15 protein-coding genes and 1 riboswitch are annotated in these 12740 nt (G+C 74.8%); of the genes, 3 read left to right on the top strand and 12 right to left on the bottom strand.

Annotated elements, in window-relative coordinates:
• Positions 1-20 precede the first annotated feature (20 nt).
• Positions 21-160: riboswitch (cyclic di-AMP (ydaO/yuaA leader) on the bottom strand.
• Positions 161-446: 286 nt separating this feature from the next.
• Positions 447-683, top strand: coding sequence for a helix-turn-helix transcriptional regulator (locus F9B16_RS29720; RefSeq protein WP_225992050.1), 237 nt, complete (start codon positions 447-449; stop codon positions 681-683).
• Positions 684-689: 6 nt separating this feature from the next.
• On the opposite strand, the gene F9B16_RS29715 is transcribed toward F9B16_RS29720, so the two are convergent.
• Positions 690-1325, bottom strand: coding sequence for a response regulator (locus F9B16_RS29715; RefSeq protein WP_151543520.1), 636 nt, complete (start codon positions 1323-1325; stop codon positions 690-692).
• Positions 1322-2488, bottom strand: a complete 1167-nt coding sequence (locus tag F9B16_RS29710) for a sensor histidine kinase (protein WP_225992049.1) — start codon at positions 2486-2488, stop codon at positions 1322-1324. The genes F9B16_RS29715 and F9B16_RS29710 overlap by 4 nt, the downstream gene beginning before the upstream one ends.
• 205 nt (positions 2489-2693) lie before the next feature.
• On the opposite strand from F9B16_RS29710, the gene F9B16_RS29705 reads away from it, so the two are divergent.
• Positions 2694-3290 carry a GlcG/HbpS family heme-binding protein gene (locus F9B16_RS29705; RefSeq protein ID WP_151543518.1) on the top strand — a complete coding sequence of 199 codons (597 nt, stop codon included), beginning with the start codon at positions 2694-2696 and terminating at the stop codon, positions 3288-3290.
• 60 nt (positions 3291-3350) lie between these two features.
• On the opposite strand, the gene F9B16_RS29700 is transcribed toward F9B16_RS29705, so the two are convergent.
• From F9B16_RS29700 to F9B16_RS29665, 8 genes are all read right to left on the bottom strand, one after another.
• On the bottom strand, positions 3351-3947 hold the full coding sequence (locus tag F9B16_RS29700; RefSeq protein ID WP_151543517.1) for a DUF6518 family protein: 597 nt from the start codon (positions 3945-3947) through the stop codon (positions 3351-3353).
• Between the two features lie 71 nt (positions 3948-4018).
• Positions 4019-4372 carry a 4Fe-4S dicluster domain-containing protein gene (locus F9B16_RS29695; RefSeq protein WP_151543516.1) on the bottom strand — a complete coding sequence of 118 codons (354 nt, stop codon included), beginning with the start codon at positions 4370-4372 and terminating at the stop codon, positions 4019-4021.
• A complete protein-coding gene (locus F9B16_RS29690; protein ID WP_151543515.1) occupies positions 4369-5919 on the bottom strand; it encodes an FAD-binding protein in 1551 nt (516 codons plus the stop codon). Before F9B16_RS29690 ends, F9B16_RS29695 begins: the two co-directional genes overlap by 4 nt.
• The gene (locus tag F9B16_RS29685; protein ID WP_151543514.1) at positions 5916-6887 is read right to left on the bottom strand and encodes an ABC transporter substrate-binding protein; all 972 of its coding nucleotides are present in this window, start codon (positions 6885-6887) and stop codon (positions 5916-5918) included. The genes F9B16_RS29690 and F9B16_RS29685 overlap by 4 nt, the downstream gene beginning before the upstream one ends.
• A gap of 51 nt (positions 6888-6938) precedes the next feature.
• Positions 6939-7283 (bottom strand): 4Fe-4S dicluster domain-containing protein, encoded by a 345-nt coding sequence (locus tag F9B16_RS29680; protein WP_151543513.1) that lies wholly within the window; start codon positions 7281-7283, stop codon positions 6939-6941.
• A complete protein-coding gene (locus F9B16_RS29675; RefSeq protein ID WP_151543512.1) occupies positions 7280-8854 on the bottom strand; it encodes an FAD-binding protein in 1575 nt (524 codons plus the stop codon). The genes F9B16_RS29680 and F9B16_RS29675 overlap by 4 nt, the downstream gene beginning before the upstream one ends.
• Complete coding sequence (locus F9B16_RS29670; protein WP_151543511.1) at positions 8851-9582, bottom strand: ABC transporter ATP-binding protein; 732 nt, start codon at positions 9580-9582, stop codon at positions 8851-8853. Before F9B16_RS29670 ends, F9B16_RS29675 begins: the two co-directional genes overlap by 4 nt.
• Entirely contained in the window at positions 9579-10427 is an 849-nt protein-coding gene (locus F9B16_RS29665; protein WP_225992048.1) for an ABC transporter permease, read from the bottom strand. Before F9B16_RS29665 ends, F9B16_RS29670 begins: the two co-directional genes overlap by 4 nt.
• A gap of 437 nt (positions 10428-10864) precedes the next feature.
• On the opposite strand from F9B16_RS29665, the gene F9B16_RS29660 reads away from it, so the two are divergent.
• Positions 10865-11506 carry a TetR/AcrR family transcriptional regulator gene (locus F9B16_RS29660; RefSeq protein ID WP_318839265.1) on the top strand — a complete coding sequence of 214 codons (642 nt, stop codon included), beginning with the start codon at positions 10865-10867 and terminating at the stop codon, positions 11504-11506.
• Here F9B16_RS29660 and paaE read toward each other — a convergent pair.
• A complete protein-coding gene (gene paaE / locus F9B16_RS29655; RefSeq protein WP_151543509.1) occupies positions 11503-12588 on the bottom strand; it encodes a 1,2-phenylacetyl-CoA epoxidase subunit PaaE in 1086 nt (361 codons plus the stop codon). The genes F9B16_RS29660 and paaE overlap by 4 nt on opposite strands.
• Position 12589: 1 nt before the next feature.
• Positions 12590-12740: PaaD-like zinc ribbon domain-containing protein (locus tag F9B16_RS29650; RefSeq protein WP_449699464.1), on the bottom strand; the 151-nt coding region annotated here is incomplete at its 5' end.

Raw genomic sequence — 12740 nt, 5'->3', positions numbered from 1 at the left:
ATGCCCGTGTCCAAGGGCCGTCCACCTCTCCTTTTCCGCCTGCCGGGTTAGCTGACGGGTTCGGGCCAGGAGACGGCCCTACCGCTGGCGACCAGCGGATTCACCCCAACGAACCTGGGTCCCCGGCTCCCCGCTGAGAGGGATTCGGCGTCCGGCCGGACTTCGGCCGATGCGGTGGAGACTAAGCACGCGATAAGGGCGTCGCCAAATTTCCACGGCAAATAAATTATGCGTAAGCCGAAGTCTCGGGGCGCCGGAATCCCCGGTGCCGCAGCGGTTTTCGGCCGCGCTTTTCCATGCACCGGCGGCCGGGGTCAACCGATCGATGGATGCGCCGCGTCACCCGGACGGAGCGCGCCGTTCCGACCATCCCCGGATGGGAGCCGTGCCGGCGGCGGCGATCGTGGGGGTTGAACGGCCGGAACCGAGCACGAGGAGGGCGTCCGGTGAACGACACGATCGGCACGGCGATCCGCCTGCGACGCCGCGCGCTGGGCATCACGCAGGCTCGGCTGGCCCGGCTCGCCGGCCTCGACCAGCCGGCGGTCTCCCGTCTGGAGTCCGGTTCCCGGCTCCCGCCGCTGCCGGTGCTGGAGCGCGTCGCGGACGTCCTGGGGCTGCGCCTCACGATCAGCCTGGAGGCGGCACCGCCGGACGGCCCCGCGGACAGACCGCTGCGCTGAGGAGGCTCAGCCGGGCAGCCGGATGAGGCGCCGCTCGACGGCCGCGGTCACCGCGGCCGTCCGGGTGTCGACGCCGAGCTTGGCGAAGATGTGCACCAGGTGCGTCTTGACGGTGGCCTCGCTGATGAACAGGCGGCGCGCGATCCGCTGGTTGGACAGCCCCGTGGCCAGCAGTTCGAGGATCTCGATCTCGCGCGGGCTGAGCGCCGGGGCCGGTTCGCGGACCCGGTTCATCAGCCGGGTCGCGACCCGCGGCGACAGCGCCGTCTCGCCCCGCGCCGCCGTGCGGATGCCGCGGAACAGCTCGTCCGGCGGGCCGGCCTTGAGCAGGTACCCGTCCGCGCCGACGTCGATCGCGCGGGCGATGTCGGCGTCGGAGTCGTAGGTGGTCAGCACCAGCACGCGCGGCGGGTCCGGCAGCGCGAGGATCCGCCGGGTCGCCTCCACGCCGTCGATGCCCTCGCCGAGCTGCAGGTCCATGAGGACGAGGTCGGTGGGGACGAGCCCGGCCTGCCGGACCGCCTCCTCGCCGTCCGCGGCCTCCGCGACGACCTCGATGTCCGGTTCGCCGCCCAGCAGGGCGCGCAGCCCGGCCCGGACGACGGGGTGGTCGTCCACGATCGTCACCCGAACCGCGCTCATCCGCTCTTCCCCTCCCCCACGCCCGCCGCGTCCCGCCGCGGGACGGCGGCCGCGACGACGGTCCCCGCGCCGGGCGCGCTCTCGACCGTGAGCACCCCGCCGACCTCGGCGATCCGGTCCCGCATCGCGGGGATCCCGTAGCCGCGGCCCGGCGCGGACGCCGTGCGGGACGGGTCGAAGCCCGACCCGTCGTCGGCGACGTCCAGCGAGACGCCGTCGTCGAGGTAGGTCAGCGTGACCATCACCGTGGACGCGTCCGCGTGGTCGCGGGCGTTGGCGACGGCGCCCTGCGCGACGCGGAGCATCGCCGTCTGCACCTCGACGTCCAGGGGATATTCTTCCCCCTCCGCTCGGAACCGCACGCGCGGGCCCGCGGCCCGCGACTCCGCGCCGACCAGGGCGGCGAGCGCGCCGGGCAGCGACCCGGCGCCCAGCCCGGGCGGCGCCAGCGCGCGGACGAAGTGGCGGGCCTCCTCCAGGTTCGCCGCGGCGGCCTCGGCCGCGTCCCGCAGGTGGCGGCGGGCGGCGTCCGGCGCGGTGTCCCACTGCCGGTCGGCCGCCTGGAGCAGGATCCCCATGCTGGTCAGCCCCTGCGCGAGGGTGTCGTGGATCTCCCGGGACAGCCGCTCGCGCTCCTCCAGGACCCCGGCCGCGCGCTGCGTGGCGGCCAGCTCGCCGCGGGTGCGGACCAGCGCGTCGATGAGCCGCTGCAACTCCAGGAAGATGACCGCCGCCATCGCGGCGACCGCGACCGGCGCGAGCACCAGGCTCGGGTCGAGCCGGTCCGCCAGGTAGATCTGCGCGAAGATCACCGCGCCGGTGAGCACGATGACCGTGACGATCGCGGCGCGCGGCGACAGCAGCCGCAGCGCGAGGAAGAACAGCGGGACCGCGCACCAGGCGAAGCTCGGCGCCGCGACGTCCAGCGCCAGCCAGAACAGCACGACGACGGCCAGCCAGGCGAGGCGGCCGCGGCGGCCGAGGGCGTCCCATCCCGCCACCCCGGCCGCGTACGCCACGGCCGTCACTCCGCACAGCACGAGCCACACGGCGGTCGTGCCGCCCAGCCCGTGCCGGACCACCAGCCGGGACGCGGACGCCGCGAGCAGCAGGAAGAACCCCGCGTGCATCGCGAGGTGGATCCGGTGCTCGGTGCCCGTCACGTCTGCTGTCTCCCCCCGCGAACCGCCGCGCAAGCCTTCCCCGAGCAGCCTCGCCCGCGTCGGGGGCGGCGGCATCGTCCGATCGGTTGATCCGACCGTCCACCGATCCGATCTCCGCGATCAACCGGGCCCGCGATGGCCCGGCGCCCGTTCCCGGCGAGGCTCGAAGACGTCGGATCGACGCCACCACCACGGAGGAAACGTCATGCAGGAGCCGCAGAACACCGAGGCCGCGCGGGAGTCCGGGAAGCCGCGCGTCCGCGTCAGAACCCTCGCCGGGGCGGCCGCCGGCCTCGCCATCGTCGCGGGCGCCGTCGGGGTGTCCGCCGCCGGGGCGTCCGCGTCCACCGCCGCGCCGGTGAAGGCGCCGCCCGCGCCGCAGGCCGTGCAGGACGTCCGGACGCTGAACACCGACGCCGCCATGCGGATCGCGACGGCGGTGCAGAAGGAGGCCGCGAAGCAGAAGCAGCGCGTCGCGGTCGCGATCGTCGACCGGTCCGGCGACGTGCGCCTGGTCGTGAAGGGCGACGGCGCGGGCCCGCAGACCGTCGAGTCGGCCAAGCGCAAGGCGTTCACCGCCGTGTCGTTCGGGCAGCCGACCTCGAAGCTGACCGGGAACGCGACCGGCGACAAGCCCACCGTCCGCGACATCCCCGGCACGCTGTTCCTCGCGGGCGGCGTCCCGGTCGCGTCCGGCGGCTCCCCGATCGCGGGGATCGGCGTGGGCGGCGCGCCGCAGGGCGCCATCGACGAGAGCATCGCCCAGGCCGGCCTGCGCGCCGTCCAGGGGCAGCTCGGCTGACGATCCGGCGGGGCGGGCGCGGAGCCAGCGGCCCGGCGCCCGCCCGGGCGGACCGCACCGTCAGCGGAACGGCAGGTGCGAGCCGCCGTACACGAGGACGGGGATCACGGTGAAGAGGACCACGCCCGCCGCGAGCGCCGGAACGAGCGCGGCCACGGCGGTCCGGCGGGCGCCCCGCGGCAGCCAGCCGAGCACGAGCACCGCTCCGGCTAGGTTGAACAGCACGTAGGCCAGCCGGTAGTGGGTGCTGTAGCCGAGCTGCAGCCGGACGGCCTCGGCGATGAGCAGCCCGGCGAGGCCCGCCGCCGCGAGGCTGCCCTGAACGTTCGCGGACCTGGTCAGGCGGCCGGCGAGGCCGAGCAGCGGCCCGCCGGTCAGCGCGATCGCGAGCCAGAAGAGCCAGAGGGTGCCGCGCAGGTCCGACGCGAGGGCGAGGACGGTCAGGTAGAAGGCGCAGACCATGCCCGTCAGGAAGGCGGAGGCGTGGACGGCGGCGGCCTTCGGCGAGTCCGCCCGGCGGCCGATCCACCCGGCGCCCACCACCCACACACCCGCGAAGACCGCGAGGAGGTGGAAGGGACGGTGGAAGATGGCGAGTTCGGTCATCGCGCCGGACAGCGCCCCGAGGGCGAGGAAGACCCCTGCTCGTCGGATCATGCCCCCAGTGTCGGCGACCGTCCGCGCCCGGCGCATCACCGCACAGAGTGATGCGCGGGCACGCGGGCGTGTCAGGGGTTCCGAGGGGCGGTCCGGAGCCGTTCGGTGAAGATGTGGTTGCGGTCGGCGCGGCTTCCGGGCGTGCGGCCGCGCCCCCAGCCGACGATGCGGCGGTACTCGCCGAACGCCCCGGCCAGGGCCGCCTCGTCGGTGTGCGGGGAGCCCGCCGGGGCGGGTCCGCTGAACGGCGCGACGTACAGCGCGTCGGTCGGGCAGTGGGCCTCGCACATGAAGCAGGTCTGGCAGTCGCCCTGCCTGGCGATCGCCGGAAGGCCGTCGGGGCCGCGGTCGAACACGTCCGTCGGGCAGACCTTGATGCAGACGTCGCACTGGACGCAGCGGTCCGCGCTCACCACCTCGATCACGCCGCCGCCTCCCGGGGTTCCGCGGCCGTCCACGGATCGTCGAGGCCGCCGGTGACCAGGCGGTGCTCGAACCGCGGCAGGGCGGGCAGGTCCTCCAGCCGGTGCAGGCCCCGGGACTCCTCGCGCGCCAGGGCGGCGCGGTAGCACCAGCGGGCGTGCGCGGCCATCGCCGCCGCCGACCGCGCGCGGAGCCGTTCGCGGCCCGTGCCCGCGAGGCCTTCGGACGTGATCCGCTCCCACAGCACGTCCAGCGAGGCGAGCGAGGCGCGGAGTCCGGCGCGCGTCCGGAACAGGTTGCGGTCGAGGGGCAGCATCTCGGCCTGCACCGCCCGGACGACCGCCGCCGCGTCGAGCCGTCCGGGCCCGAGGCCAGCGCTTCCGGCGGCGCGGGCGCGCGGACGGCGGCGTCCCTTCCCGAACAGGGCGGCGCCGCGGCCCGCCCACGTCCCCGACGAGATCGCCCATGCCCCGTTGTAGGCGCCGCCTCCGCTCACGGCTCCGGACACTAGTTCCCGCGTCGCGACGTCCCCGGCGGCGTAGAGGCCGGGGACCGCGGTCGCGCAGTCGTCGCCGGTGACCCGCAGGCCGCCGGTTCCCCGGACGGTGCCCTCCAGCACCATCCGCACCTCGTAGCGGTCGCGGAACGGGTCGATGCCGGCCTTGTCCAGCGGCAGGAAGTAGTTCGGCTGGGCGTCGCGCATCGCCTGATGCAGTTCCGCGGGCGCCCGGTCCAGCCGTGCGAACACCTTCCGGCCCGCCGCGAGCAGCTCCGCGACCTGGAGCCTGGCCCCGAGCGGATCCGGGACGTCGATCCGCTCCCCGCCGGCGGTGTAGTACGTCGCGAACTGCATCATCAGGCCCTTGGTGTGCGCGCCGTGCGCGGGCGACAGCGCGTACGCGGCGGAGAACTCCATGCCCGACAGGTCCGCGCCCAGCTCGGCGGCCATCAGGTGCCCGTCGCCGGTGTCGACGTTGGTGCCGAACGCCCCGGACAGGAACGCGCAGCCGCCGGTCGCGAGGACCACCGCCCCCGCGTGGACGGTCCACGCCTCCCCGCCCTTCTGGCGGGCGATGCCGGACGCGCCCGACGCCGTCCCCGCGTCGTCCGCGAGCAGCCGCAGCGCCGGATGGTGGTCGAGGATCGTCACGCCGGACCGGTGCACGCGGCGCCGCATCCGCTTCATGTACTCCGGGCCCTGGAGGCTCCCGCGCCGTTCCACGCCGTCGTCGTCGATCGCGAACGGGTAGCCGAACGCGGCGAGGTCGTCGACGCGCCGGTACGTCTCGTCGACGACGCGGGACATCCAGCGGCGGTCGGCGAGCCGGGCGCTCTGCTCGAACCGCTCGGCGACGGCGCGCTCGCGCGCCCCCGCGTCCGGCGGGACGTACCAGAGGTTGTTGCCGCCCGACGCGGTCGGCCCGCTGGTGCCGCAGTACCCCTTGTCGGCGAGGACGACGCGCGCCCCCGCGCCGGCCGCGGCGAGCGCCGCCCACGCCCCGGCGGGGCCGCCGCCGAGGACGAGGACGTCGGCGTCCAGCTCGATCACGCCTTCGCTCCGGGCGCGAGCCAGGAGTCGAGCGTGTAGTCCTTCTTGACGAGCTTCTGCTGCACGAGGAAGGTCTTGGTGCCGTCGAGCAGCGTCAGCCCGTCGGCGGGGAACGGCTCGTCGGGCAGCTGGTCCTTCAGCGTCGTCTTGAGCGTGACCTGCGGCGCGTATCCGCCGGTCTTGGCGACGTACGCGGTGTAGCCGACCCAGTTCGCCTTGGCGACCTGGGAGGCCTTCGTCTCGGCCTGCTGCCAGACCTTGACGATGTCCTTGTGCCCGGACAGGTACTTCTCCGTCACGACGGTGACGGACGTGCCGAGCAGGCCGGGATGGTCGCGGGACGCGACGTCGATCGACCGGTACCCCTTCGCCTCCTCGGCGGCCTGGTCGGCGGAGACCAGCCCGCCCGCGTCGATCGACCCCTTCTCCAGCGCCGCGATGATCGCCGGCGTGTACATGTGGATGATCTGCTTCGGCTTCACCCCCGCCTGCTGGAGGGCGCCGAGCAGGTAGCGGTGGATGTAGGAGCCGGTCTGCACTCCGATCACCTTGCCCTGCAGGTCCTTGAGGGACGCCGGCCCGCCGTTCTTCCTGGCGACGATCGCGGCGTCCAGGCGGACCGAGTTGAGCGACACCAGCCGGGTCGGCAGGCCCTGGCCGCGCCCGATGAGCGCGGGGGTGTCGCCGTACATGCCGATGTCGAGGGAGCCGCCGGCGAGCGCCTGGTTCAGGTCGGGGCCGTTCTGGAACGTCGCGACCTTGATCCTGGTGACGCCGGCGGCCTTCAGCGCGGGCAGCAGCTCGCCGCGCTCGTCGAGGAACCCGACGGCGCGGGTCAGCTTGTTGCCGACGGCCGATCCGATCACTCCGACGCGCAGCGTCCCGGAGCCGCCGGCGGCCGCGGACGAGCCGCACGCCGCCGCGGCGAGGACGAGCAGGCCGGCGGCCAGCACCCGGGGAATTCTCACGTTGATGCCTTTCAGGGGTTCTGCGGGGGTGTGCAGAGGGTCTGGGTGGTGTCAGGAGGTGAGCGGGGCGCCCGCGCGGTCCAGCGAGGGACCGACCGCGAGCCGGGCGCCGGGGGTGCGCCCGCGGCCCCAGCCGATCTGCTCGCGGTAGCTGCCGAGGAGCCCGCCCGCGGCGAGCACCGCCTCGTCCGGCGGCTCGGGCAGCGGGTGCGAGCGCGGGTCGACGAACAGGGCGTCGACCGGGCAGTACGCCTCGCACATGAAGCAGGTCTGGCAGTCGTCCCGCCGGGCGAGCACCGGGATCCCGTCCGCGCCGCGGTCGAAGACGTTCGTCGGGCAGACCGCGACGCACTTGTCGCAGGCGATGCACCGGTCCCGCGAGACGATCTCGATCACGACGCCACCGCCAGGGCCCCGGCCTCCGGCCGCGTCCACACCTCGTCGAGGCCGCCGGTGACGAGCCGGCGGCGCTGGGCCGGGTCCTGCTCGGGCAGGTCCAGCCGCTTGTGCATGCCGCGCGTCTCGGTCCTGGCGAGCGCCGCGTTGTACATCCAGCGGGCGTGCGCGGCCATCGCGGCGGCCGACCGCGCCCGCACGACCCCGGCGCCGTCCTCGCGCAGCGTGCCGCGCAGCTCCCGCCACGTCCCGTCGAGCGAAGCCAGCGCCGCGGCGAGGCGGTCGCCGGTGCGCAGGAGGTTCTTGTCGTAGGGCAGCACCTCCGCCTGGACGGCCGCGACATGCTCGGCGTGGCCGCCCGCCGCGGGACCGGACGGCCGCACGCCCGCCTCCCCGAGCGCCCGCACGGGACGCGCGGCCGCCCGTCCGCCCAGCCCGGCGGCGTAGCGCGCGGCGCCCCGCCCGGCCCAGGTGCCGGACGACATCGCCCACGCCGCGTTGTGGCTGCCGCCGCCGGTGAAGCCGCCGCAGATCAGCTCGCGGGTGGCGGCGTCGCCCGCCGCGAACAGTCCGGGCACCGTCGTCGAGCAGTCGGCGCCCGCGATCCGGATGCCGCCCGTGCCGCGGACCGTCCCCTCGGCGAGCAGCGTCACGGGGAACAGGTCCGTGAACGGGTCGATGCCCTGCCGGTCGAACGGCAGGAAGAAGTTCGCCTGCGCGAGCCGCATCGCCCGCTGCTCCTCGGGGGTGGCCCGGTCGATCCGGCACAGGACGGGCTCGCTGAGCAGGGTCCGGGCGATGACGGAGCGGCCTCTGCGGCTGCCCGCGCCCTCCAGGACGCTGCCGTCCGACCGGTAGAAGGTGGCGAACGAGTAGAACGCCGTCTTCGTCACCGACGTGAACGCCGGGGCGATCGCGTACGCGTTGGAGAACTCCATCCCGGACAGCTCCGCGCCCGCCTCCGCCGCGAACAGCGCACCGTCCCCGGTGTTGACGTCGCAGCCGAGCGCCTTGCTGAGGAACGCGCACCCGCCGGTGGCCAGCACGACGGCACCGGCGCGGACGCTGAACGGCCGGTCCTCCCGCACGTGGTACCCGGCCGCGCCCGCGACGGCTCCGGACCCGTCCGCCAGCAGCTCGGTGACCGGGCTGTGGTCGAGGACCCGGACCCCGGCGCGGCGCACCCGCACGCGCATCCGCCGCATGTACTCCGGCCCCTGGAGGCCCCGCCGGATCTGCCGGCCGTCCCCGTCCACGGGGAACGGGTACTTCGACACCTCGGCCAGCTCGTTCATGTTCGCGTACGTCTGGTCGAGGACGCGCGCCATCCACTCCCGGTCGGCGAGATGCCCGCCGAGGCCCTCCCGGCTCGCCATCGCGGTCTCCCGCGCCGCCGGTTCCGGCTCGACGTACCAGACCCCGGTGCCGGCCGACGCCGTCGCGCCGCTCGTCCCGAGGTACCCCTTGTCGGCGAGGACGACGCTCGCGCCGGCCTCCGCGGCCTTCACGGCGGCCCAGGCTCCGGCGGGCCCGCCGCCCGCGACGAGGACGTCGGCGGTCAGTTCGTTCATCGGGTCTCCTTGGCTGTGGCGACGGCCCGTACTCCGAGGCCGTCGAGCAGGTCGCGCCGCAGCGCGATGAACTCCGGGTCGTCCAGGGACCGCGGCCTCGGCAGGCCGACGGTGTACTCCCGCGCTATCCGGCCGCCGGCGAGCAGCAGCGCGCGGTCGGCGAGCAGCAGCGCCTCCTCGACGTCGTGGGTGACGAGCAGGACGGCGGGCCGGTGCTCGGCCCACAGGTCGGCGACGAGCGCCTGCGCGTTGAGCCGGGTCAGCGCGTCCAGCGCGCCGAACGGCTCGTCGAGCAGGAGCAGGTCGGGCGTCCGGACGAGGGCGCGGGCGAGCGCGACGCGCTGCGACTCGCCGCCGGACAGGGTGAGCGGCCACGCGTCGGCACGCGCCGCCAGCCCGACCTCGGCCAGCGCCGCCTCGGCCCGTTCGCGCAGGTCCCGGCCGCGCAGGCCGAGCACCACGTTGGACCACACCCGGCTCCACGGGAGCAGCCGGTGCTCCTGGTAGACGACCGCGCGCCCGCCGGGGACGTCGACCTCGCCGCTGCCGCTGCCGTCCAGCCCGGCGAGGGCGCGCAGCAGCGTGCTCTTGCCGGACCCGCTCGCGCCGAGCAGCGCGACGAACTCGCCGGGCGCGATGTCGAGGTCGACGCCGTCCAGGACCGTCCGGTCGCCGAACACCCGCCGGAGGCCGCGGACGCGCACCCCGTTCCGCAGGGCCGCGGTCATCGCGCCACCAGTCCCTTCCGCCACGCCAGCGCGCGCCGCTCGATGAGCCGGACCAGCAGGTCCGTCGACACGCCGAGCACCGCGTACAGGACGAGCACCAGGAAGACCGTGTCCATCTGCATGAACTGGGTGGCCTGGTTGATGAGGAAGCCGATGCCGCTGGCGGTCGCCGACTGCTCCACGACGACGAGGGTCAGCCACGCGACGCCGAGCGACAGCCGCAGCCCGACGAGGATCTGCGGGAGCGCGCCCGGCAGGACGACCTTCCGGACCAGCCCGAGCCGGCCGAGGCCGCAGGTCCGCGCCGACTCCACCAGCCGCTCGTCCACGCCGCGGATGCCGTGGAACACGTTGATGTAGAGCGGGAACACGACGCCGGCCGCGATGAGGCCGACCTTGGACGTCTCGCCGATCCCGAACCAGATGATGAACAGCGGCACGAGCGCGAGGTGCGGCAGCATCCGGACGGCCTGGACGGGCGCGTCGATGATGTCCTCGCTGATCCGGAACAGCCCGGAGAGCAGGCCGAGCACGAGGCCGAGCGGCAGCCCGATCGCGAGCCCCTTCAGCACCCGCAGCAGCGACACGCCGAGGTTGCTGAACAGCTCGCCGGACGAGGCCATCTCCCAGCCGCGCACGGCGACGTCGCTGAGCGGCGGCGTGGTGCTGCCGTACCAGCCCGCGCGGGCGCCGGCCTCCCAGAGGGCGAGGACGACGACGAGCCCGCCGGCCTTGCGGACGCGGCGCAGCAGCGACAGCGCCACGGCGCCCGAGCGCGCCGCGGCCGTCGGCGCCGCGGCTCCGGGGAGCGCGGAACGGGGCGGATCGAGCAGGTCGGTGGACACGCGGCACCTCCGGGACAGGGGCGGACGGAAGGAAGGCAGGAGGGAAGGAAGGGGGATCCGGCGCGGCGGCGCTGCCGGGCGGAGGGAGAGAGAGGGGCGGCCGGTCATCGGCCGAGATGTGCGGATCAGCGGTTCAACAGGACGCGCTGCACACGCGGAGGAGGTCGATGTGGCGCCTCGCCACCAGTACCTCCGTCGCGTTCATGTCCCCAAGGATGCACACGGAACCGGTGCTTGGGAAGCCCGCCGAAAGCCCGCCCGACCTGCGCGGACGTCCTCACGGCGGGCAAAAACCCATAAAACATACCGATTTACCAGGGAATATGCCGGAGGCGGCCCGCGCCCTCGCCCGGCGGCAAGGTTACGCAGATCACACCGTCCGGTCAGGCGCGCCCCGGTCCGGCCGGCGGCCCCGGCGCGCGTGAGATGCTGCGATCGTGGTGACGACCGGTCCGGAGGGATCCGCTCCGCGCCGCCGGCGTGGCCGTCCCGGCCACGACCAGGCGGCCATCCTGCGCGCCGCCGTGGAGCTGTTCAACCGCAAGGGCTACGACGCCACCAGCATGGGAGACCTCGCCAGGGAGCTCGGGCTCACCAAGCCCGCGATCTACCACCACGTCGCGGGCAAGGAGCAGCTGCTCGGCCAGGCGCTCGACGACGCCCTCGACGAGCTCACCGCCGCCGTCGCGGAGGCGTCCCGCGCGCAGGAGGGGACGACCGCCTACGAGCGGCTGCGCGCGGTGGTGCGGCGCAGCGTCGAGGTCCTCGTCGCGCACCAGCCGACCGTCACGCTCCTGCTCCGGGTGAGGGGCAACAGCGAGGTGGAGCTGGCCGCGCTGGAGCGCCGCCGGTGGATCGACGACCGGCTGGCCGAACTCGTCGCGGACGCCGTCGCCGAGGGCGCGCTGCGCGGGGACGTGCCGCCGGCCCTGGTGAGCCGGCTGCTGTTCGGCATGGTGAACTCGCTGGTCGAGTGGTACCGGCCGGACGGCGCCTACGACACGGCGACCGTCGCCGACGCCGTCACCGCGCTCGCCTTCGACGGCCTCGCCCGCCACGAGACCGCCCGCAGCAATTAGGCGTCGTAGTCGACGGTGAGGGTGTCGCCGGACGGGAACGACTGGCAGGTCAGCACGAACCCGGCGTCGACCTCGGACGGTTCGAGGGCGTAGTTGCGGCGCATGTCGGCCTCGCCCTCACGGACGCGGGCGCGGCACGTCCCGCAGACGCCGCCCTTGCAGGCGAACGGCAGGTCGCCGCGGGTCCGCTGGGCGCCCTCCAGGATCGTCGTCTCGCGGGACACCCGGGACGTCGTGCGGAGGCCGTCCAGGACGACGGTCAGCTCGGACGTCGCGCCGGCGACGGTGTCGTCGGCGCGCCTCGGCTGCGGCGGAGGCGCGTCGACGTAGAACAGCTCGACGTGTACCCGCGCGGGGACGGCGAGGTCGGCGAGGACCTTCCGCGCGTCCTCGACCATCCGCAGCGGCCCGCAGATCCAGACGTGGTCGAAGACCTCGGCGGGCACCAGGCCGGTGAGCAGCCGGGCGAGGCGGTCGCCGTCGAGGCGGCCGGAGAACAGCTCGACGTCGCGCGGCTCGCGGGACAGCAGGTGGACGAGCTGGAACCGCGGCCCGTACCGGTTCTTCAGGTCGCCGAGCTCCTCGGCGAACATCACGGTGCGGCTCGTCCGGTTGCCGTACAGCAGCGACACCTGCGCGCCGGGGTGGGCGAGCACCGTCGAGGCGACCGACAGCATCGGGGTGATGCCCGAGCCGGCGGCGATGCACAGGTGCCGTTCGCCCGCCTCCGCGTCCGCCTGCCAGGTGCCGGTGGGGGTCTGCACCTCGATGCGCATGCCCGGCCTGACCTCGTTGACGAGCCAGGACGAGAAGAGCCCGCCGGGGATCTCCCGGACGCCGATCCGCGGCGCGGCGCCGGCGGGCGCGCAGATCGAGTAGGAGCGGCGCTCCTCCCGGCCGTCGACGAAGCGGCGCAGGGTGAGGGACTGCCCGGCCCGGAACGCGTACGCGTCGCGCAGGCCGTCGGGGACGTCGAAGGTGACCGCGGCGGCGTCCTCGCAGAGGCGGTCGACCGCCGCGACGGTCAGCTCATGGAACACCGCCGACCGGGCGGGTGCGGCGCCGGGCGCGAGGGTGGTCATGTCAGATCTCCTTGACGTGCTCGAACGGTTCGAGGCAGTCGGCGCAGCGGTACAGGGCCTTGCACGCGGTCGCGCCGAACTCGGAGGTCAGCCGGGTGGACGCGGAGCCGCAGCGCGGGCAGGCGGGGGCGCGGCGGGCCGGCCCGAGCGTG

The sequence above is a fragment of the Actinomadura montaniterrae genome, assembly GCF_008923365.1.
In the GTDB taxonomy this organism is placed as follows: domain Bacteria; phylum Actinomycetota; class Actinomycetes; order Streptosporangiales; family Streptosporangiaceae; genus Spirillospora; species Spirillospora montaniterrae.
Note: the sequence above shows the minus strand (reverse complement) of the source record. Positions and strands in the feature narration are given on the sequence as shown.

Coding starts and splice junctions, on each gene's coding strand:
- F9B16_RS29715 (WP_151543520.1), bottom strand. CDS start 1,325: ATGAGCGCGGTTCGGGTGACGATCGTGGACGACCACCCCGTCGTCCGG.
- F9B16_RS29705 (WP_151543518.1), top strand. CDS start 2,694: ATGCAGGAGCCGCAGAACACCGAGGCCGCGCGGGAGTCCGGGAAGCCG.
- F9B16_RS29700 (WP_151543517.1), bottom strand. CDS start 3,947: ATGATCCGACGAGCAGGGGTCTTCCTCGCCCTCGGGGCGCTGTCCGGC.
- F9B16_RS29675 (WP_151543512.1), bottom strand. CDS start 8,854: ATGAACGAACTGACCGCCGACGTCCTCGTCGCGGGCGGCGGGCCCGCC.
- F9B16_RS29670 (WP_151543511.1), bottom strand. CDS start 9,582: ATGACCGCGGCCCTGCGGAACGGGGTGCGCGTCCGCGGCCTCCGGCGG.
- paaE (WP_151543509.1), bottom strand. CDS start 12,588: ATGACCACCCTCGCGCCCGGCGCCGCACCCGCCCGGTCGGCGGTGTTC.